Below are 18,233 nucleotides of genomic sequence, written 5' to 3' on the forward strand. Positions count from 1 at the left end.
ACTGCATTTATTGCCTGAACCTCCTGGATATCGGGGAGATCCCGGAGGACGGGACGGGGGCCGGCGCGGCATCATCGACCAGGTGCGGATCGGCTTGCTGGGCCCGCTGGAGGTCCGGAACGACGACGGTGCCGCGGTCGAGATCACCGGCGCCCGATTGCGGACGCTGCTGAGCGCCCTCGCGCTGGAGCCCGGCCGGGTCGTCTCGGCCGGGCAGCTGGTCGACGCCGTCTGGGGGACGCGTCCGCCGGCCACGGCCAACGCGTTGCAGGCGCTCGTCTCGCGGCTGCGCCGGGTCGGCACGCGGCTCGATTCCACCCCGTCCGGCTACCGGCTGCCCGAGGCGACCGTCGACGCGGCCCATTTCGAGGAGCTGGTCACCGCCGCCCGGACCGCGTCTGACGAGAAGCGCGTCGTGCTGCTGCGCGAGGCGCTCAACCTGTGGCGCGGCCCGGCGCTCGGCGACGTCTCGGACGCGCAGTTCTTCCAAGGCCACATCGCGCGCCTGAACGAGCTACGGCTGTCCGCCACCGAGGAGTACGCCGAAGCCGCGCTCCGGCTGGGCCACGGTGCGGATCTGACCGAAGAACTGTCGAGGGTGCTCGCCGAACATCCATTGCGCGAACGGCTGGCCGCGGCGTTGATGCTCTCGCTCCAAGCCGCGGGACGACCAGCCGAAGCGCTACAGGTGTTCGCGCGGATCCGGATGGCGCTCGCGGACGAACTCGGTGCCGACCCGGCCGCTGAGCTGGCCGCCGCGCACACCAAAATCCTCCGCGAGACGGTCGCCGACGAGGACGTCGCGCGCACGAACCTGCGGGCCGGGTTGACCAGTTTCGTCGGCCGGAACACCGAGGTCGCGCGCGTGGCCAAGCTGGTCGGCGAGTACCGGCTCACCACGCTGACCGGGCCCGGCGGGGCCGGAAAGACGCGGCTGGCCACGGAAACCGGACGGCATCTGCTGGCCGAACGCGGCGGCGTGTGGTTCGCCGAACTGGCCCCGATCGGGGACGGCGCGGACGTTCCGCAGGCCGTGCTCGACGCACTGGGCCTTCGCGAGCAGATATACAAGGGATCGCTCGTCAGCGGCACTCCGCGCGAGCGGGCGACAAGAGCGTTGCGCGACCGGGACGCGGTGCTGGTGCTCGACAATTGCGAGCACGTCATCGAAGCCGCCGCGGAACTGGCCGACCACCTGCTCGGCGAGTGCCCGCGGCTGCGCATCCTCGCGACCAGCCGGGAACCGTTGGCGCTGACCGGCGAAGCGCTCTGGCCGGTCGAACCGCTGACGCTGCCCGCAGAAGGCGCGACGTCCGTCGAAGCGATGTCGTGCGCTTCGGTACGGCTGCTGGCCGACCGTGCCGCTGCGGTGCGGCCAGGGTTCGTCGTTGACGAGTCCACAGTGGACGAAGTGGTGCGGATCTGCCGGGCGCTCGACGGAATGCCGCTCGCGGTCGAGCTCGCCGCGGCCCGGTTGCGGTCGATGACCGTGTCGCAACTGGCGGCCCGGCTCGACGACCGGTTCCGCCTGCTCACCGCGGGCAGCCGGACCGCACTGCCGCGACACCGCACGCTCCGCGCGGTCGTCGACTGGAGCTGGGATCTGCTGGAACCGGACGAACGGCAGCTGCTGCGCCGGTTGGCGGTGTTCTCCGGCGGCGCGACCGCGGAAGCCGCGGAAGCGGTCTGCGGCGGCACTTCGGAGCTGCTCAGCGCGTTAGTCGACAAATCGTTACTGACTGTCTCCGCGGACGCCGAGCCGCGCTACCGGATGCTCGAGACGATCAAGGCGTACGGGCTGGAGCAGCTCACTGCGGCCGACGAACGCGAGGCAATGCGCCAAGCACACGCCGAATGGTTCGCCTCCTTCGCCGAGACCGGCGACAAGTACCTTCGCCAGGCAGAACAGATCGAATGGCTGGCGCGTTTCGCCGCCGAGCACGGCAATCTGATTTCCGCCACGCGCGGTGCCATTGCCGCGGGCGACGCCGCGACGGCGCTGCGGCTGGCGACGTCGTGCGCGTGGTTCTGGATGCTGACCGGGCACAAAACCGAGGCACAGGAAGTGATCGAGGCGGCGTTGGCGCTACCCGGCGAGGTGGATCGCGAACTGCGCGCGATGGGCTACGCGATGGCCGCGTTGTTGCTGACCATCGGGATGTCCTCCGAAACCACCGCCGACGCGCTGGGCCGCAAAGCGCTCGAACTCAGCCGCGACAGCAAGAATGCCTTGCTGCGCTCCATTATTCCGGTATTCACGCAAAGCGGGGATCCCAGCGTCATGGAGTCCACATTGGACGATTTACTGTCCGATGAGGACCCGTGGCTGCGCGCCCATGCCCGGCTGCACCGCGCGCGGATACAGCTGAACCGCTGGTACGACTCGGCCGCGCAGGAAGCCGACACCCGCGAGGCCGTCCGGCTGTTCCGGCAGAGCGGGGAACGCTGGGGCATGTCGCTGGCGCTGAACAGCCTCGCCGAGGTCGTCGGCCGTCGCGGCGAACTAGAGGAAGCCGTTGCGTGCTACGAGGAATCCATCCAGGTCGTGTCGGAAATCGGTTCGGCCGAAGACGTTCTCTTCGCGCGAGGACGGCAAGCGCACCTGTTCTGGCAACTCGGCGACGCGGCAGCAGCAGCGACCGCGATAGCCGCCGCCGAACGCGACGCGCGGACCGTGCCGTTCCCTGACTCGCTCGCGTTTCTGGCCCAGACGAAAGCGGATCTGGCGCGCTGGCGCGGAGACCTCACGGAAGCCCGGGAGGAACTGAACCGGGCCGAAGCGTTGCTGAGCGAAGTCTCGCCACATCCGTTGTTCTGCGCGATGATCCAGCATTCGCACGCCTACCTGGACGCGCAAGCCGGCGACCTGCCCACAGCCCGGGACCGCCGCCGCGAAGCACTGGCCTTGGCCGCGGAATCCGGTGAGGTGCTGTATCTGTCGATCGTCCTCGTGGGCATCGCCGACCACGCCGTGCGCATGGACCGCCCAGTCGCCGCCGCTGACCTGCTGGCCGCAGCAGACCATCTCCGCGGCGGCCCCCACCTGGCCCTTCCCGACGCGACTGCCGCTGCGGCCGCTGTCCAGGCCCAGCCGTCAGGCACGGTCGACGACCCAGTCGCTCTCGCTTACGACGTCCTCAGCTGACGAATCCTTCGGAAGCCACCGCAACGCAAGCACTCCCAGCCCCGCGCAGAGCACGGCCGCGATGCCCATGGCGACATGCAGCCCAGTCACGTGCGCCTCCGCGGTCCCTTTCGACCGGACGACGAACGCCGCGACCGAACCGAGCACCGCGATGCCCAGCGCGTTGCCGATCTCGTTGGACGTCTCCGCGATCGCACCCGCCGAACCCGCGCGGTCAGCCGGGACCGCGCCGACCGCGGTGTCCGCGACGAGGGAGAACGAGATCCCGTAGCCGACCCCGGCCACCACCGAGGAGGCGATGAACCAGCCGATTCCGCCGGTGGCAGTGGTCGCCAGCAGCAACGCCAATCCGAGCGCCATCGCGAAATGACACGTCACCAAGGCCGCCCGGTTCCCGATCTTCAGGGAGAACGCCGGGGTGAGGACACAGACCGCGGTAAGCGCGGCAGCGCCCGGAAGCGCGAGCAACGCGGCGGCGAGCACGGACACTCCCAGCACCGACTGGAGATACATCCCGGTCAGAAATGCCGCAGCTGACCAGGCGAACAGCGACAACACTCCGGTGATCACCGCGACGGTGAAGACCTTCTCGCGGAACAAGGTCACGTCGAGGAGCGGATACGCCAACTTCCGCTGCCGCCGCAGAAACCGCGTGAGCACCGCCGCTCCGAACACCCCGAAGATCGCCGACCAGGACAGACCGTAGGCAGCGAAGTTCTTGACCGCGTAGACCGTCAGCAGCAAACCGCCCGCGGACAAGACGATGCTGAGCAGATCGACCTTGCCCGGCCGGGTTGTCTTGACTTCCCGGAGCACCACGGGCGCGGCAGCGAGGAAAACCGCGACCACCGGCAGGTTGACCAGAAACACCGACCCCCACCCGAACCGGCTCAGCAGCACCCCGCCGAGGATCGGCCCGATCGCGAAGCCGGCGGCGAACGTCGCAGCGAAAATCCCGATCGCGCGGGCCCGCCGCCGCGGCTCGGGGAACACCTCGCTGAGCACCGCGAGCCCCGACGGCAGCAACGTCGCGCCGCCGAGCCCCATCAGCACGCGACAGCCGATGAGCCACTCCGGCCCGGTCGCGAACGCGGCGCCCGCCGAGCCCGCCCCGAACACCGCGGCGCCGATCATCAGCAGTTTGAGCCGCCCGTACCGGTCGCCGAGGCTGCCGAAGGCGATGAGCAGCGAGCCGACCGCGAAGCCGTAGCTGTCGAGGATCCACAGGGCTTGGTCCGGCGTCGGCGCGAGGGCGTGCGTGATGGTCGGCATGGCCAGGAACAGGATCGAACCGTCCATCGAGACCAGCAGGACCGGTCCGAGCACCACGAGCAGCCCGAGCCAGGCGCGGCGAGTTTCCGTCATGCCCCCGATCCTGGAAACGCGCGAACCGCCTCGGCCAGCACCTGCGATGAGTACCCCTCGCAGGTGCAGGCAGCGACGCGCGCGGCTGCCTACCATCGAGGTCATGCAGACCGAAACCCTCGGCGTGTTCCTCAAAACCCGCCGCGACCGCGTGCCGCCGGAGGCCGCTGGGCTGCGGACGTACGGCACGCTCCGCCGGGTGCCCGGACTGCGCCGGGAGGAACTCGCCCAGCTGGCGGGCGTCAGCGTCGGCTACTACACGCGATTGGAGCAGGACCAGTCCGGCACCGCGTCGCCGCAAGTGCTCGACGCGCTGGCACGGGTGCTCGGCCTCGACGACGCCGAATCGAGCCACCTGCACAACCTCGCGCAACGCCCCGGCGTCTCCCGCCTGGTGCGCCCCGCGGCGGAAACGCTGGACCCGCGGGTCGCGACCCTGCTGCACGCGCTGAGCGACAGCGTCCCGGCAATCATCCTCGGCCGCCGCGGCGACGTACTGGGCTGGAACCGCACCGGCCACCTGCTGCTGGCCGAACACGTCGACTACACCGCGCCGGACTCCCCCGAAACCCGGCCGTCGATCCCGCGGATGTTCTTCCTCGACCCGCTGCACCGCGACCTCTACCGCAACTGGTCCGACCTCGCCCGCATCCACATCGGCTACCTGCGCCTGACCTCCGGCCGGCACCCGACCGACGCCCGGCTCGCGGAGCTGATCGGCGAACTCGCGATGGGCAGCCCGGAATTCGCCGAGCTGTGGGCGACCGGCGACGTCGCGGACTGCACGAGCGGACCGATGAACCTGCGCCACCCGACGCTGGGCCACGTGGACGTCGACTACCAGGTCTGGCTCCAACCCGACAGCCCCGACCACCGGCTCGAGGCCTACACCCCGCGCGACACCGCATCCCGAGACGCGCTGCGGCTGCTCGCTTCGCGCTAACGATCACCGAAACCGCCCTGCCCGAAGCACCGCATATGGCATCATCCGCCGGTGACCGGCGAGCGGACCGACCCCCATCTCCTCGAGGAAGAAGACCTCGAAGACTTCGACTCCTGGACCGCCCAAGCCGCACTCGCCTCCCTCATCGACGAAACGCTCAGCTCCCACGAAGTCACCCGCCTGCTCGCCCGCGAATCACTGCGCACCGAAGTCGTCCGCGAGGAACTGTTCGGCAACGAGACGCTGCTCGCCAAGATCCGGAGGACGCACTGCGGCTGCTCACTTAGCGCTAACGATCACCGAAACCGCCCTGCCCGAAGCACCGCATATGGCATCATCCGCCGGTGACCGGCGAGCGGACCGACCCCCATCTCCTCGAGGAAGAAGACCTCGAAGACTTCGACTCCTGGACCGCCCAAGCCGCACTCGCCTCCCTCATCGACGAAACGCTCAGCTCCCACGAAGTCACCCGCCTGCTCGCCCGCGAATCACTGCGCACCGAAGTCGTCCGCGAGGAACTGTTCCGCAACGAGACACTGCTCGCCAAGATCCGCACGCTGCAGGACCAGGTCATGGCCGAAGGCGACCGCGGGTTCCGGCCGCGAAACCGGGCGGTGTCTCCGGGCGAGGTGGTCTGGCTGGTCGTCGCGGTGCTGCTCGGGCTCGTCTACCTCAGCTTGATGAGCGCAGCGTGGAGTCAGCTTCCCCTGTTCTTCCGGGTTTTCGCCGGCGTCATGATGCCGTGCGTCCTGTTCGCCACCGGCGTGCTCGCGGTCCGCAAAGTCACCGCGTTGCGCGAGTGGATGAGTCCGGACGCCATGCAGTTCCACGAGGAGCAACTCGGTCTCGGGCCGCGGCGTTCGTTCGCCGCGCGCGAGATCGTGCTGCCCGAGGTCCGCGACGTCATTTCCGCGCACCGGCGGCTGCATTTCGGCACGACGCTGGTTTTCGACCAGCAGCACGACCTCGGCGAGGAGGACAGCAGCCGGATCGTGCCGACCGCCGCGGCGAAACGGATCCGGCGCGTCCTCGAACGCGCGGGTTCCGGCGCGGTCGCGCTCGGCGGACAACGCGGGTCCGGCAAAACCACCGCAATCCGTTCCATGCAGCGAGGGCTGCTGCACGGCAGCGAAAACCCCGCGCCACTGGTCGTGGTCGCCTCCGCCCCGGCCACCTACGACGCCCGCGATTTCGTGCTGCACCTGCACAAACTGCTGTGCCACGCTGTCCTCGCCCGGATCCGGCAGACGCTGGGTCCGGAACTCGGCTTGCGGTGGTGGGCCCGCCGGCTCTGGCGCGGATCGGCCGACCTCGTCCTCTCGGCCGCGCTCGGCTGGGCGATCGGCGGTCTGCTGTGGAACGGAAAATTCACCCGGTTCCCCGCCGACCTGTGGCAGACCGTCAGCACAGTGCGGTTCCCGAATCTGCTCGGTCCACTGTGGACTAACCAGCCAGTGAGCAACCGAATCGCCCTGGCCGTGGTCGCGGTCCTCGTGCTCCGCTGGCTGTGGAAACTTCTCGCGACCGCGATCGCCGCGGTAATCCTCTTCCTGCGCCGGAAATCGTCCGCCGGACCGCGCGCCCTCGAAGCCGAAGCACGGCGGCAGCTGCTCCGGATCCAGTACCTCCTGACCTACACCACCGGCTGGTCCGGCAAGCTCGCCGTCCCGGCCGGCGGCGAGCTGGGCCGCACCCGCACCACGCAACGGGCCGAACAGCAGTTGACGCATCCGGAGGTCGTCGACGAGTTCCGCGCGTTCGCCCAGCTGACCGCCGACTCCTTGCGCGAGGAGGGAATCACCGACCGGGTCGTGGTCGCCATCGACGAACTCGACAAGATCGGCGAGCAGGACAAGGCCCAGCAGTTGGTGAACGACATCAAGGGCATCTTCGGCGTGCCCGGCTGCCTGTACTTCGTGGCGGTGTCCGACGACGCGGTGCTCAGCTTCGAGCAACGCGGACTGGCCGTGCGCGACGCGTTCGACAGCGCGTTTTCCGAGGTGGTGCGCCTGGAATCGTTCACGCTGGACGAAAGCAGGCTGTGGATCGCGCAACGGCTGCCCGGCGTCCCGGAGCAGTTCTGCTACCTCGGCCACTGCCTCTCCGGCGGCCTTCCCCGCGACCTGCGCCGCACCACGATCGACATGGTGGACGTGACGATCGAGCACTACGAACCGTCGCTGTCGACGGTCACCGGCATCCTGGTCCGCGCCGACCTGACCGCCAAAGCGAGCGGTTTCACCGGACAAGCTCGAGGGCTCGCGCAGACGCCGGAGCTGACCGAACTGTGGCCGAAACTCCTCCGCATCCCCGACACCCGCGAAGCGGTGGAACTCGCCGAACTCGCCGCCGAATTGCACGAAGGCGCGACCCCGGACCTCGCCGACGCGGTCAACCGATTGCGGTTGCACAGCAGCGCGTTCGTCCTCTTCTGCGCCACCGTTATGGACGTGTTCACCGACGCGCTCACCCAGTCCCGCCTCACGCCGAGCCTGCACGAACTGGCCGTCGCTCGACGCCGTCTCGCGCTGGATCCGCACCTCGCATGGGCCGCGCTGAACGACTTCCGCAAAGCACACGACCTTCCGCTGCCCGGGCGCGAATAACGGACGGTCAGCGGAAGAGACGGAAGAACCCCCGCACCTGCTCGACCAGCGATTCCGGCTGCTCCAGCGCGGCGAAGTGACCGCCACGCGGCAGTTCCTCGAACCAGCGCAGGTCGGTGAACCGCAGTTCGGCCTCGCGCCGCGACGGACGCGTTATGTCGCGCGGATAGACCGACAGTCCGGACGGCGCGGTGACCTTGTCCCGGAAGTGGGCGAAGCTCTCCCAGTACAGCCGCGCCGACGACGTGGCCGACGCGGTGAACCAGTAAACCGAGATTTCGTCGAGGATCTTCTGCCGCGACAACGCGTCCTCGGGGTGGCCGTCGTTGTCCGTCCAGGCCCAGAACTTCTCGGCGATCCAGGCGGCTTGACCCGCCGGGGAGTCGGTGAGGCCGTAGCCGAGGGTCTGCGGCCGGGTCGCCTGGAGCGCCGAGTACCCGCGGCCAGTGCGCTGGAATTCCTTCTCTGCCTCAAGATTCGCCAGCTCCGCGGGTGTCGGGTCATCGAACGTGCCCGCCGCCACGGACCCCAGGTTCAGGTGGACGCCTGCAACCCGCTCAGGTGCCACCTCGCCCAGCGCGCCGGACACTGCTGAACCCCAGTCGCCGCCCTGCGCGCCGTACCGTTCGTAGCCCAGCGAGACCATCAACGTGTCCCAGGCGCGCGCGATTCGGGTGACGCCCCAACCGGTCCTCGACGGCTTGTCACTCCAGCCGTACCCGGGCAACGACGGCGCGACCACGTGGAACGCGTCCGCCGGATCCCCGCCGTGTGCGCGCGGATCAGTCAGCGGGCCGAGGACATCCAGGAACTCCAGCACCGAACCCGGCCATCCGTGGGTGAGCACGAGCGGGAACGCGTCCGGCTCCGGCGAGCGGACGTGCAGGAAGTGGATGCCCAGCCCGTCGATCGTCTCGCGGTACTGCGGGAAAGCGTTCAGCCGCTCGGCGAACCCGAAGTCGTAGTCCTCCGCCCAACTGCGGCACAGTTCCTGCGCATAAGCCAGCGGCAACCCCTGCGACCAGTCGTCCACCGGCTCGGGCTCGGGCCATCGCGTCCGGCGCAATCGTTGACGCAGATCCGCGATCTCGGCTTCACTGACGCTGACCTTGAATGGCTCGGCGGCCACGGCGGGCTCCTTTCCGGTACAGGCTGAGAACGACTCCGGCCAGCGGGAGGGCCGCGAGCAGCGCGAGGGCCGCCGGCATCGGCACGAGGCCGGACAGACCCGCGACCACGGCCGGACCGATTCCGCCGCCCAAAGCGGTCATGAAGTTGAACAGGCCCTGTGCGGTGTCGCGATCATCCGCGGCGACCAGTTCCGGCGCGAGGCCGACAAGTACCGCCTGGGAACCGGCGAACCCGCACACGGTCAGCGCCGCGCCGATGACCACCGCGACCGGCCCGTCGAAGACCGCGACCACGAGGACCCCGACGACAGTGAGTCCCGCGAGTCCGGTCGCCACCTGCCAACTGGTGAACCGGTCGTGCACGGCACCGACCAGTCGCCCGGCCAGCACCGAGCAGGCGGCGGCCGGGACCAAGATCGCGCCTGCTTCAAGGGCACCGCCGCCGGTGGCCTGTTCGATCAGGGACGGGGCGACGAACAGCACCCCGTAGTAACCGGCGAAGACCGTCCCGCCGATGAGACCGGCTGGCAGGAAGCCGTGTGCTGCGATCACCCGGCGAGGCACGAACCCGTCGGGCATGCGCCGCACGCGCCGCCACAGTCCCGCTGCGGCGAGCACACCGGCGACAGCCACGATGACAGTGACCGGAGCGGGCAGGCCGACCGAACGCGCTTGCAGCAACGCGATCAAGGAGCCAGCGAGCACCGAGAGCACGGCCGCGCCGACAACGTCGAGCCGCCCGTCCGGCTTACCGCCGTCGGTCCGCGTGAACGTGTACCTGCGCGCCACCACAACCAGCAGCAAGGGCAGCGCGAGGGCCGGGAGCGCGAGCACGGCACGCCACCCCAGCCATGCAGTGACTGCCCCGCCCAGCAGGGTTCCGCACGCCGACGCCGTCGCGCTGGCTGCCGCGATGATTCCCAGCGCGCGAATCCGTTCCCGCTCAGGAAGAGCAGTGGCCGCGGCGAAGACGGCGATCACGGTCGCACCCGCCCCCGCGCCGCCGATCAGCCGACCGGCGATCACCACCGGCAGCGTCGGACCCACCCCGGCGAGCACCGAACCCGCGGCGAGCACCACGACTCCGGCGACGAGCACCCGCAGCGGACTCCACCGGGCCATCAACCGGCCCGCGACCGGCATCGCGAGCGCGGAGGTCAGCGACCACGCGGCGAGAATCCAGGCCGTGGCCCCGAACGGCACCGCGAGCGCGCGGCCGATGGCAGGCAGCGCCACCGACGGCGCGCCCAGCGCCACGTACATCGGCAGCACCAGCATCCCCAGCGTCAGCCCCAGCCGCCGCCCGTCCGCGCTCGTAGCTTCCGCCGCAGGTATCCTGTGACACGCGAACGCACCCATGGGTGTCACAGTACGAAGACACGAGGAGACACGTCAAATGCTGGATGCGTATCACGTGCAGACGGCCGTCGACCTCGCCAACACTTTGCGGCCGGTCAAGGGAGAGGACGCGCTCGAGACCGTGGAGCAGCTCCGCGACTTCCTCGCCGACCATCCGGTGGCCGCGCCTTCACGCCGTCTCACCCGCGCTGACCTGGCAGAAGTCCGCGAGTTGCGCGAAACCGTGCGCGCCGTGCTGGAACGAGCGAGCACCGACGCGGTCGGAGCCGCGGCCCTGATCAATGCCGGGCTACGGGACAGCCGAGCCACCCCGGAACTGCGGCACGAGGACGACCGCTGGTGGACCGAGGTGACTTCCGACACCGACCGCTGCTCAGCACATCTGGCGGCGACCACGCTCAGCGCGCTGGCCTCCGTGATCGCCACCCACGGTCCGTCGCGCCTCGGCGTCTGCTCAGGACTGAACTGCCGAGCTACTTTCGTGGACCTGTCGCGCAACGGCTCGAAGCAGTACTGCACCCGGAATTGCGCGCACCGGGCCAGCGTCGCGGCCTACCGGAGTCGACAAAACGCGGACTGACCCGCGGGGTTCTCACTACCCCAGTTCAGGCACCCGCTCCCCCGCCGGCGGCGGCCCGGGCGGCGTCCCGTCGCCGAACGGACGCCCGCCCAGCTCCTCCCGCCCGTGCGGCGTCAGCCATCCCGACAGGTCCGGCCCCAGCGGCACGATCCCGGTCGGGTTCACGTTCCGGTGCACCACGTAGTAATGCTCCTTGATCTGCCCGAAATCGATCGTGTCCCCGAAACCGGGCGTCTGGAACAGATCCCGCGCGTACGCCCACAGCACCGGCATCTCCGCGAGCTTCTGCCGGTTGCACTTGAAATGCCCGTGGTACACCGCGTCGAAGCGGACCAGCGTCGTGAACAGCCGCACGTCCGCCTCAGTGATCGTGTCGCCCACCAGGTACCGCTGGCCGGCCAGCCGCTCGGACAGCCAGTCCAGCCGGGAGAACAACGCGCGGTACGCCTCTTCGTAAGCCTCCTGCGAAGTGGCGAAACCCGCCTTGTACACGCCGTTGTTCACGTCCCGGAAGACCTTCTCCGCGACGTCCTCGATCTCGTCGCGCAGCCGTTCCGGATACAGCTCGGGCGCGCCGTCGCGGTGGTAGGCGCCCCATTCCAGCGACAGATCAATGGTGATCTGCTTGAAGTCGTTGGTCACCACCTGTCCACTTGGGACATCCACAATGGACGGAACAGTGATCCCGCGCGGATAGTCCGGGTACCGCGCGAAAAACGCCTCCTGCAGCCGTTCGATGCCGAGCACCGGGTCGCGGCCGCCGGGGTCGAGGTCGAAGGTCCAGCTGCGCTCGTCGTGCGTCGGACCGCACAGACCCATCGACAGCGCCTCTTCGAGGCCGAGCAGCCTCCGCACGATCGACGCGCGGTTCGCCCACGGGCACGCGCGCGCGATCACCAGGCGGTAGCGGCCGGGCTCCACCGGCCAGCCGTCGCGGCCGTCGGCGGTGATGCGGTCGGAGATGTAGTTCGTGTCGCGCTTGAACTCACCCTGGTCGGGCATCGGAACCCTTTCGTCGCGGAGTCAGGTCTGATCGTCCGGGCAGGCGGGACAGTCCGGCGGCTCCAGCGCGGCGGCCAGCCGGGCGAGGATCGGGCCCGCGGCGCGGACCTCCTCGGGCGAGAGGTGGTCGAACAGGTACGACCGCACGCGCTCGAGATGCCCGGGGTACGCGGCGGCGAGCTTCGCCCGCCCCAGTTCGGTGAGCGTCGCGTGCGCGGCCCGGCGGTCCTGCGGGCATTTCACCTTCTGGACCAGGCCGCGGCGCACCATGGCCTCGACGACCCGGCTGATCCGGCTCAGCGACAGCGCCGCGGACTCCGCCAGATCGGTGAGCCGCAGCCTGCCTTCGGGCGCTTCCGAGAGCGACACGAGCACGGTGTAATCCGTCAGCGAGACGCCGGTGTCGTGCGCGAACTGGTCCTCGAGAGCCCTCGGCAGCACTGTGACGACCCGCATCAACGGACGCCACACTGCCTCTTCTTCGCTGGTCAGCGGGGTTCTGTTCACCACAGACGAGGAGTATATCCGACACTTGCTCGCGCAATCAGTTATTGTGGGCTACAGTGCTAGTTGAACACTCAACCAAGGACCGAAGGAACGGAACTCATGACCAGCGCGACCACCTACTCCCACCTGACCGGCACCTACACGATCGACGGCTCGCACAGCCGGATCGGCTTCGTCGCCCGCCACGCCATGGTCACCAAGGTCCGCGGCTCCTTCAACGAGTTCGAGGGCTCGTTCACCCTGGACGGCGAGAACCCGGCCAACTCGAGCGCGAACGTCACCATCCAGACGAAGAGCGTCGACACCCGCAACGCCGACCGCGACGGTCACCTGCGCAACAACGACTTCCTGTCCTGCGACCAGTTCCCGACCATCACCTTCACCTCCACCGGGATCGCGCAGACCGGCGAGGACACCTTCGACGTGACCGGCGACCTGACCGTCAAGGACGTCACCAAGCAGGTCACCATCCCGTTCGAGTTCGGCGGCTCGGCGAAGGACCCGTTCGGCAACGACCGCGTCGGCTTCGAGGGCTCGACCTCGATCAACCGCAGCGACTACGGCGTCACCTTCAACGCCGCGCTCGAGACCGGCGGCGTGCTGGTCTCGGACAAGATCACCCTCGAGTTCGAGATCTCCGCGATCAAGAACGCCTGAACCACCCCAGCTGTCCGTGAAGGGCTCCTTGCCGGAATCTGATTCCCGCAAGGAGCCCTTCACGCACTTCGGCTAAGCGGCGCGCAACCCGGCGATACCGACTTCGAGCGCGGCTTCGAGGTGTTGCGGTTCCCCCGTGGTCAGCAGCATCAGCACCCCGCCTTGCACCCCGGCCAGCAGCGCCGACGCGGCCCGCTTCGGATCCAGCCCTGGCCGCGTCTCCCCCGCCGCCCGCAGGTTCTCGATCCCCGCGGTCAGCTCGCACAGCCAGCGCTCTATCAGCTGCGTCACCACCGCCTGCGCGCCCGGCGTGTTGCGGCCGATCTGCGACATCACCACGTTCAGCGGGCAATGCCTGCCCTGCTCGGTGTAGTGCCCGAGCACCACCTGCTGCCAGGTCCGGAAGTCGTCCCAGGTGCGCAGCGCGCCGAGCGACGGCTGCTGGACCTCCAGCACCCGGTCCGCCTCCCAGCGCGCGACCGCCAGCAGCAGTTCTTCCTTGCCGTCCGGGAAGTAGTGGAACAGCTGGCTTTTGCTGGTCCTGGTCTGCGCGCGGACGTCGTCGAGCGTCGTCGCGAGCACGCCGCGCTCGCGGATCACCTCGGCCGCGCCCTCCACGATCCGCTGTCGCGTGGCCTCGCCCTTGCGCGTGAGCGTCATCGCCTGCCTCCTGATTGGACCTGCGAGTCCACTCTACCCGCGAGTGATCAGAACGCGGCGCCTCCGTCCGACCAGGACGTCTGGCCGAAGTCCTCGTCGTCCACCGGCGCGCGGCGCGGTCGCGGACGCTCGGGCTCCGGAGCTTCCGCGACTTCCTCTTCTTCTACGACCGCTTCGGGCGCGGCCTCGGGAGTGCCCTTCGGCCAGACGCACGGCGACGTCGCGCCGAGGTAAAGCTTCCCGAGTTCGTTTGCCTGCAACGACATGTCGAAGCCGTCCCGCTCGTTGCGGGCGAAGACGTACTGGTCGGTCGGCCGCCGGTCGGTCAGCACCGTGAAGCCGTGCCCCTGCCACCAATCCACGACGGCGTCGAACTGCGCGGTGAAGGTGTCCGGTTCGAGGCCGGTCACCTCGTAGGTGGCGGAGATTTCGTACCGCCCCGCCGGACCGTTGTCGGTCGGGTCGGTGCATTCGGACCGGTTGCGGGAGAACAGTTCCCGCGCGGCAGGCGCGGGCAGCACCGCGAACACGGCGCGTACATAGCCCTCGACCCGGTCGCGGGCTTCGGTTTCGGTGATCGTGGTGGTCATGGCTTCACCTCCTGGGGAGCAGGCTACGAGAGGAAGGACGGCGAGGCAGGCCAGCGCGGTGCGGCGCGCCGTCACGCCGGCAACCCGGCGATGATCCGGCCGAAGCTGCGCAGCGACGGGTTGTTGTCCTCCCAGTATTGGCTGTGCGCGGCCCCGGACAGGCCGCCCTCGTACCACGGGCCCTTGTCGCCCGGCGCGGACTCGAAGACCTGGCCGCCGAATCCGTCGCCGGTCGGGCTCGGACCGAGCGGGTCATGGCCGCCGACGCCGATGTTGGTGATCTTGATGAGGTCGTGTTCCGCGACCGTCGAGTGCACGTGCTGGGCGACTTGATCCTGCGGGACGCCGTCGAGGTGCAGTTGGTTCGCGTGCTCGACGCCGACACCGGGGCTGCCGGCGAAGATCAGGTCGTCGGCATTGAGGCCGCCGTCGCGAGCCGCGTGGCCTATCACCGTCGTGCCATAGCTGTGGCCCAGCACGGTGTTGTGCGACGGCGCGCCTTCGTGCGATGCCCGCAGGCCGTCCTCGAATTTCGACAACGCCTCTTTGCCGCCGTCGGCGTATTTCTCGCTGGCGGCGTTCACGAGCTCGTCCGGCGCGTCGTAGCCGACCCAGGTGATCACCGAGGTCGACGGCGAGCCCGCCATCGTCGCCGACTGCCACATCTTGTCCGACCGGCCGAGGTCGCCGCCGATCTTGGCCAGTTCGCTGCCGGTGCCGGGCACGTAGGTCGCGACATTCGCCGCGGTGTCCGGGTTTCCGGCCGCGACCACCGCGGTGCCGTCGCCGCTGACGTCGAGCGAGATCAGGAAGGCGGGCGGTTTGCCGTCACCGGTCGCCGCGAGCCGGTCGCGGATCGCGGTGAGGCCGCGAAGTTGCGCGTCGTCGCCCTTGCGCTTGTCGATTTCCTGTTGCAGCACAACACGATTCGCCGCGTCGCGATCGACCACCGGGATGCCGTCGAGGTTGCGGATCAGGTCCGGGTTGTCGCGCAGGATCGAGGACTGCGCGGAGTCGGACAGACTGTCCCACCACGCCCGGTTCTCCGCCGGGGTGCCGTTCGGTTTCGGCTGGCTACTGGTCGCCATCGCCAGCGCGACGACGCCCGTCCCGCCGCTTTCGCCCTTCGCCGCGCGATCGAGCACGACGGTGAGGTCCGCGTCGACCGCGGTGGCGTCGCGGAGAATCTGGCCGACGCGGTCGGCGACCTCGGCTTGCCGCTCGGGTTCTCCGCTGACTCCGCCGCCGTCGTCGATCCGCATTCCGTTGCGTGAAGCGAAATCGTCGACGTCGCGTACCGCCGAGCTGATCCGCTCGACCGCCAGCTGCGCGTCGTGCACCCCGCGCCGGACCGCCGACACGTCGGTGGTCAGCTGCCTCAATTCCGCCGTGAGCGCAGTGCCTTTGGCGGTCGCCGCGTCTGCCGCGTCGCCTTGCCAGGCACCGAACTTCGTCATGGCGTCGGCGTCGTCGTTCGCCGCGGTGAGCCGCGCGGCCCGGGCGCCGAGCGCGTCGACCGCCGCGGCGAGGTCAGCCGGGTTCCAGCGCCGGACGTCTCCCCAGGTGATCATCGGCCCGCCGCCGCGATCTCGCCGGCCGCGTTCTGGTCGCTGTCGCGGTAGCCGGCCGCGGCCTGGTCGAGGTTCTCCGCATAAGCCTCGGTGTCGGCGGTCCACTTCGGAACAACGCGGCCCCAGGTGTCGGACAGCCGATCCGCCGCCGCCACGCTCGTGCCGCCGGACAGCCCGACCCCGGCGAGCGCGCCCGCGAGGTCGACCGTCCGCACGGTCGCCGCCGCCTGGTGCGCCCGTCCGGCCGCGGTCGCGACCTCCCTCGGAGCGACCTCGAAACCCGTTCCCATGCGCATCTCCCCCACCGCGGCGACCGGACGCCCGGTACGACGGACGTCCCCGGCAGCCGGTTCCCCACAGTTCGACGTTCGCGGAAACTCTTGACAAGATCTCCCTGCCACGGCGTTGACCTGCGAAAACGCCCGCCTACCTTGTCCACATATGTGAACGCTAGTCACGTGACTGAATAGTTATCAGCCCGCGTCTTGCCCGCCGGTGACCAGCGTGTGACTGTGTACGGCGAAGTTCGAACGGGAGCGAGCCGGGCAGGCGAACAGCGTGGAAAGGCGCTGCGCGACGGCGGATCCGGCCGTTCCGCAGTGCTGGACCAGTCCGGCAGTCCTTGTCCCCTCGACCCCCATTCGTCCGGCCAGGACGGCGCTGACCTCGCGGGCAGCGGACCAGGACCGGCCGGCCATCCCGGAAAGAGACGGCTCGGCAATGACACAGACAGCCGCGGCGCGGCGGCCCATCGGCAGAACGACGCTGTACTTCTTCGGTGCCCTCGGCGGCATCCTGTTCGGTTACGACCTCGGCGTCATTTCCGGGGTGTTGCCGTTCATCGGGAAACTCTGGGGCCTGTCCGGCTGGGACAAAGGCGTCATCACCGCGAGCATTTCGATCGGTGCGATCGTCGGCGCGAGTTTCTCCTCCCGGCTCAACGAAAGGCTCGGCCGCCGCCGCACGATCATGGTGGCCGCGGTCGTCGTCATCATCGGCACGCTCGCGGCCACGTTTTCGCCGACGTTCGCGTTGCTGATCATTTCCCGGCTGGTGATCGGCGTCGGCATCGGCCTTTCGTCCTCGACGGTCCCGACGTACCTGTCGGAACTCGCCCCGGCCCGGCTGCGCGGGGCGATGGGCGCGCTGAACCAGATCTTCATCGTGCTCGGCATCCTGATCGCGTTCCTGGTCAGCTACGGGCTCGGCAGCTCGGGCAACTGGCGGCTGATGTTCGCCGGCGCGATCGTGCCCGCGGTGATCCTGCTGGCGGGCCTGGTGTTCCTGCCCGAAACGCCGCGCTGGCTCGTCGCGAACGGCCACGAGGAACAGGCCCGCGCGGTCCTTCTCAGCTCGCACGGCGGCGGCGTGAACGTCGACGAGGAGATCGGCACGATCCGCGAGGTGATCCGGCTCGACTCGGAATCGGCGAAGACCCGGCTCCGCGACCTGCTGACGCCGACCGTCCGGCCGATGCTCGTGGTGGCCCTGCTGCTCGCGATCGGCCAGCAGTTCAGCGGCGTGAACGCGGTGAACGCGTACTTCCCGACGATGCTGATCGGCCTCGGTTTCGCGACCCAGGCGGCCCTGCTGTCCGGTGTGCTGCTCGGCGTGACCAAGTTCCTGTTCACCGCGTGGGTGGTGTTCGTGGTCGACCGGTGGGGCCGCAAGCCGCTGCTGCTGATCGGCAACGTGCTGATGGTGATCACCCTGGTCGGGGCCGGATTCATCGTGCTGGAAGTCCACGACACCGCGACCAAGGGCATCCTGATGCTCGTCGCGATGGTGCTCTACCTGGTCGGCTACGAACTCGGCTGGGGCGCGGTCGTGTGGGTCATGATGGCCGAGGTGTTCCCGCTGAAGGTGCGCGCCGCGGGCATGGGCGTGAGCAGCGTCGTGCTGTGGGCCGCGACCGGCATCATCAGCGCCGTGTTCCCGATCATCTCCGACCCGGGCGCACTCGGCCTCGGCGGCTCGATGTTCCTGTTCGCGGGCATCAACGTGGTCCTGTTCTTCCTCACGAAGTGGCTCGTCCCGGAAACCAAGGGGCGGTCGCTGGAGGAAATCGAACTCGACCTGCGCGGACGGACGCACGCGAAGGCACGCGCCTGATTTTCC

Annotated in this window: 17 protein-coding genes; 7 read left to right on the forward strand and 10 right to left on the reverse strand. The window is 69.3% G+C overall.

Going from position 1 to position 18,233, the window contains the following annotated elements; translation table 11 throughout:
- Positions 1–82: 82 nt before the first annotated feature.
- The gene (locus PUT80_RS29950; protein WP_275294196.1) at positions 83–3,145 is read left to right on the forward strand and encodes a BTAD domain-containing putative transcriptional regulator; all 3,063 of its coding nucleotides are present in this window, start codon (positions 83–85) and stop codon (positions 3,143–3,145) included.
- Here the strand turns inward: PUT80_RS29950 and PUT80_RS29955 are convergent.
- Positions 3,095–4,510: an MFS transporter gene (locus PUT80_RS29955; protein WP_275294197.1), complete on the reverse strand. Its 1,416-nt coding sequence runs from the start codon at positions 4,508–4,510 to the stop codon at positions 3,095–3,097. The two genes, PUT80_RS29950 and PUT80_RS29955, sit on opposite strands and share 51 nt — an antisense overlap.
- 103 nt (positions 4,511–4,613) lie before the next feature.
- Here PUT80_RS29955 and PUT80_RS29960 point away from each other — a divergent pair, with 103 nt between their 5' ends.
- Genes PUT80_RS29960 through PUT80_RS29970 form a run of 3 tightly spaced genes read left to right on the forward strand, consistent with a single transcriptional unit; the run spans position 4,614 to position 8,059 of the window.
- Complete coding sequence (locus PUT80_RS29960; RefSeq protein WP_275294198.1) at positions 4,614–5,453, forward strand: helix-turn-helix transcriptional regulator; 840 nt, start codon at positions 4,614–4,616, stop codon at positions 5,451–5,453.
- Positions 5,454–5,504: 51 nt separating this feature from the next.
- Positions 5,505–5,801 (forward strand): hypothetical protein, encoded by a 297-nt coding sequence (locus PUT80_RS29965; protein ID WP_275294199.1) that lies wholly within the window; start codon positions 5,505–5,507, stop codon positions 5,799–5,801.
- A complete protein-coding gene (locus tag PUT80_RS29970; RefSeq protein WP_275294200.1) occupies positions 5,798–8,059 on the forward strand; it encodes a hypothetical protein in 2,262 nt (753 codons plus the stop codon). The genes PUT80_RS29965 and PUT80_RS29970 overlap by 4 nt, the downstream gene beginning before the upstream one ends.
- Before the next feature lie 7 nt (positions 8,060–8,066).
- On the opposite strand, the gene PUT80_RS29975 is transcribed toward PUT80_RS29970, so the two are convergent.
- Together PUT80_RS29975 and PUT80_RS29980 are read right to left on the reverse strand one after the other, a co-directional pair.
- The gene (locus PUT80_RS29975) at positions 8,067–9,188 is read right to left on the reverse strand and encodes an epoxide hydrolase family protein (protein WP_037818385.1); all 1,122 of its coding nucleotides are present in this window, start codon (positions 9,186–9,188) and stop codon (positions 8,067–8,069) included.
- Positions 9,154–10,548, reverse strand: a complete 1,395-nt coding sequence (locus PUT80_RS29980; RefSeq protein ID WP_238608102.1) for an MFS transporter — start codon at positions 10,546–10,548, stop codon at positions 9,154–9,156. The genes PUT80_RS29975 and PUT80_RS29980 overlap by 35 nt, the downstream gene beginning before the upstream one ends.
- A gap of 37 nt (positions 10,549–10,585) precedes the next feature.
- Here PUT80_RS29980 and PUT80_RS29985 point away from each other — a divergent pair, with 37 nt between their 5' ends.
- Positions 10,586–11,128 (forward strand): CGNR zinc finger domain-containing protein, encoded by a 543-nt coding sequence (locus PUT80_RS29985; RefSeq protein ID WP_238608103.1) that lies wholly within the window; start codon positions 10,586–10,588, stop codon positions 11,126–11,128.
- 15 nt (positions 11,129–11,143) lie between these two features.
- Here the strand turns inward: PUT80_RS29985 and PUT80_RS29990 are convergent, their stop codons facing one another.
- Together PUT80_RS29990 and PUT80_RS29995 are read right to left on the reverse strand one after the other, a co-directional pair.
- Positions 11,144–12,130, reverse strand: a complete 987-nt coding sequence (locus PUT80_RS29990; RefSeq protein WP_238608104.1) for a glutathione S-transferase C-terminal domain-containing protein — start codon at positions 12,128–12,130, stop codon at positions 11,144–11,146.
- Between the two features lie 21 nt (positions 12,131–12,151).
- The gene (locus PUT80_RS29995) at positions 12,152–12,640 is read right to left on the reverse strand and encodes a MarR family transcriptional regulator (RefSeq protein ID WP_134663340.1); all 489 of its coding nucleotides are present in this window, start codon (positions 12,638–12,640) and stop codon (positions 12,152–12,154) included.
- 96 nt (positions 12,641–12,736) lie between these two features.
- Here PUT80_RS29995 and PUT80_RS30000 point away from each other — a divergent pair, with 96 nt between their 5' ends.
- Entirely contained in the window at positions 12,737–13,294 is a 558-nt protein-coding gene (locus PUT80_RS30000) for a YceI family protein (RefSeq protein WP_037818380.1), read from the forward strand.
- A 72-nt stretch (positions 13,295–13,366) separates the two neighbouring features.
- Here PUT80_RS30000 and PUT80_RS30005 read toward each other — a convergent pair whose 3' ends face one another.
- From PUT80_RS30005 to PUT80_RS30025, 5 genes are all read right to left on the reverse strand, one after another.
- Positions 13,367–13,954, reverse strand: a complete 588-nt coding sequence (locus PUT80_RS30005) for a TetR/AcrR family transcriptional regulator (protein ID WP_275294201.1) — start codon at positions 13,952–13,954, stop codon at positions 13,367–13,369.
- A gap of 47 nt (positions 13,955–14,001) precedes the next feature.
- Positions 14,002–14,544: a hypothetical protein gene (locus PUT80_RS30010; protein ID WP_037818378.1), complete on the reverse strand. Its 543-nt coding sequence runs from the start codon at positions 14,542–14,544 to the stop codon at positions 14,002–14,004.
- A gap of 71 nt (positions 14,545–14,615) precedes the next feature.
- Positions 14,616–16,115: an alpha/beta hydrolase gene (locus tag PUT80_RS30015; protein ID WP_275294202.1), complete on the reverse strand. Its 1,500-nt coding sequence runs from the start codon at positions 16,113–16,115 to the stop codon at positions 14,616–14,618.
- Complete coding sequence (locus PUT80_RS30020; RefSeq protein WP_275294203.1) at positions 16,112–16,405, reverse strand: hypothetical protein; 294 nt, start codon at positions 16,403–16,405, stop codon at positions 16,112–16,114. Before PUT80_RS30020 ends, PUT80_RS30015 begins: the two co-directional genes overlap by 4 nt.
- 183 nt (positions 16,406–16,588) lie before the next feature.
- A complete protein-coding gene (locus PUT80_RS30025) occupies positions 16,589–16,813 on the reverse strand; it encodes a hypothetical protein (RefSeq protein WP_275294204.1) in 225 nt (74 codons plus the stop codon).
- Between the two features lie 22 nt (positions 16,814–16,835).
- On the opposite strand from PUT80_RS30025, the gene PUT80_RS30030 reads away from it, so the two are divergent.
- Positions 16,836–18,227, forward strand: a complete 1,392-nt coding sequence (locus PUT80_RS30030) for a sugar porter family MFS transporter (RefSeq protein WP_078870702.1) — start codon at positions 16,836–16,838, stop codon at positions 18,225–18,227.
- Positions 18,228–18,233: the final 6 nt, after the last annotated feature.

Origin of the sequence: Amycolatopsis sp. La24 (assembly GCF_029087445.1) — a bacterium.
Lineage (GTDB): Bacteria > Actinomycetota > Actinomycetes > Mycobacteriales > Pseudonocardiaceae > Amycolatopsis > Amycolatopsis nivea.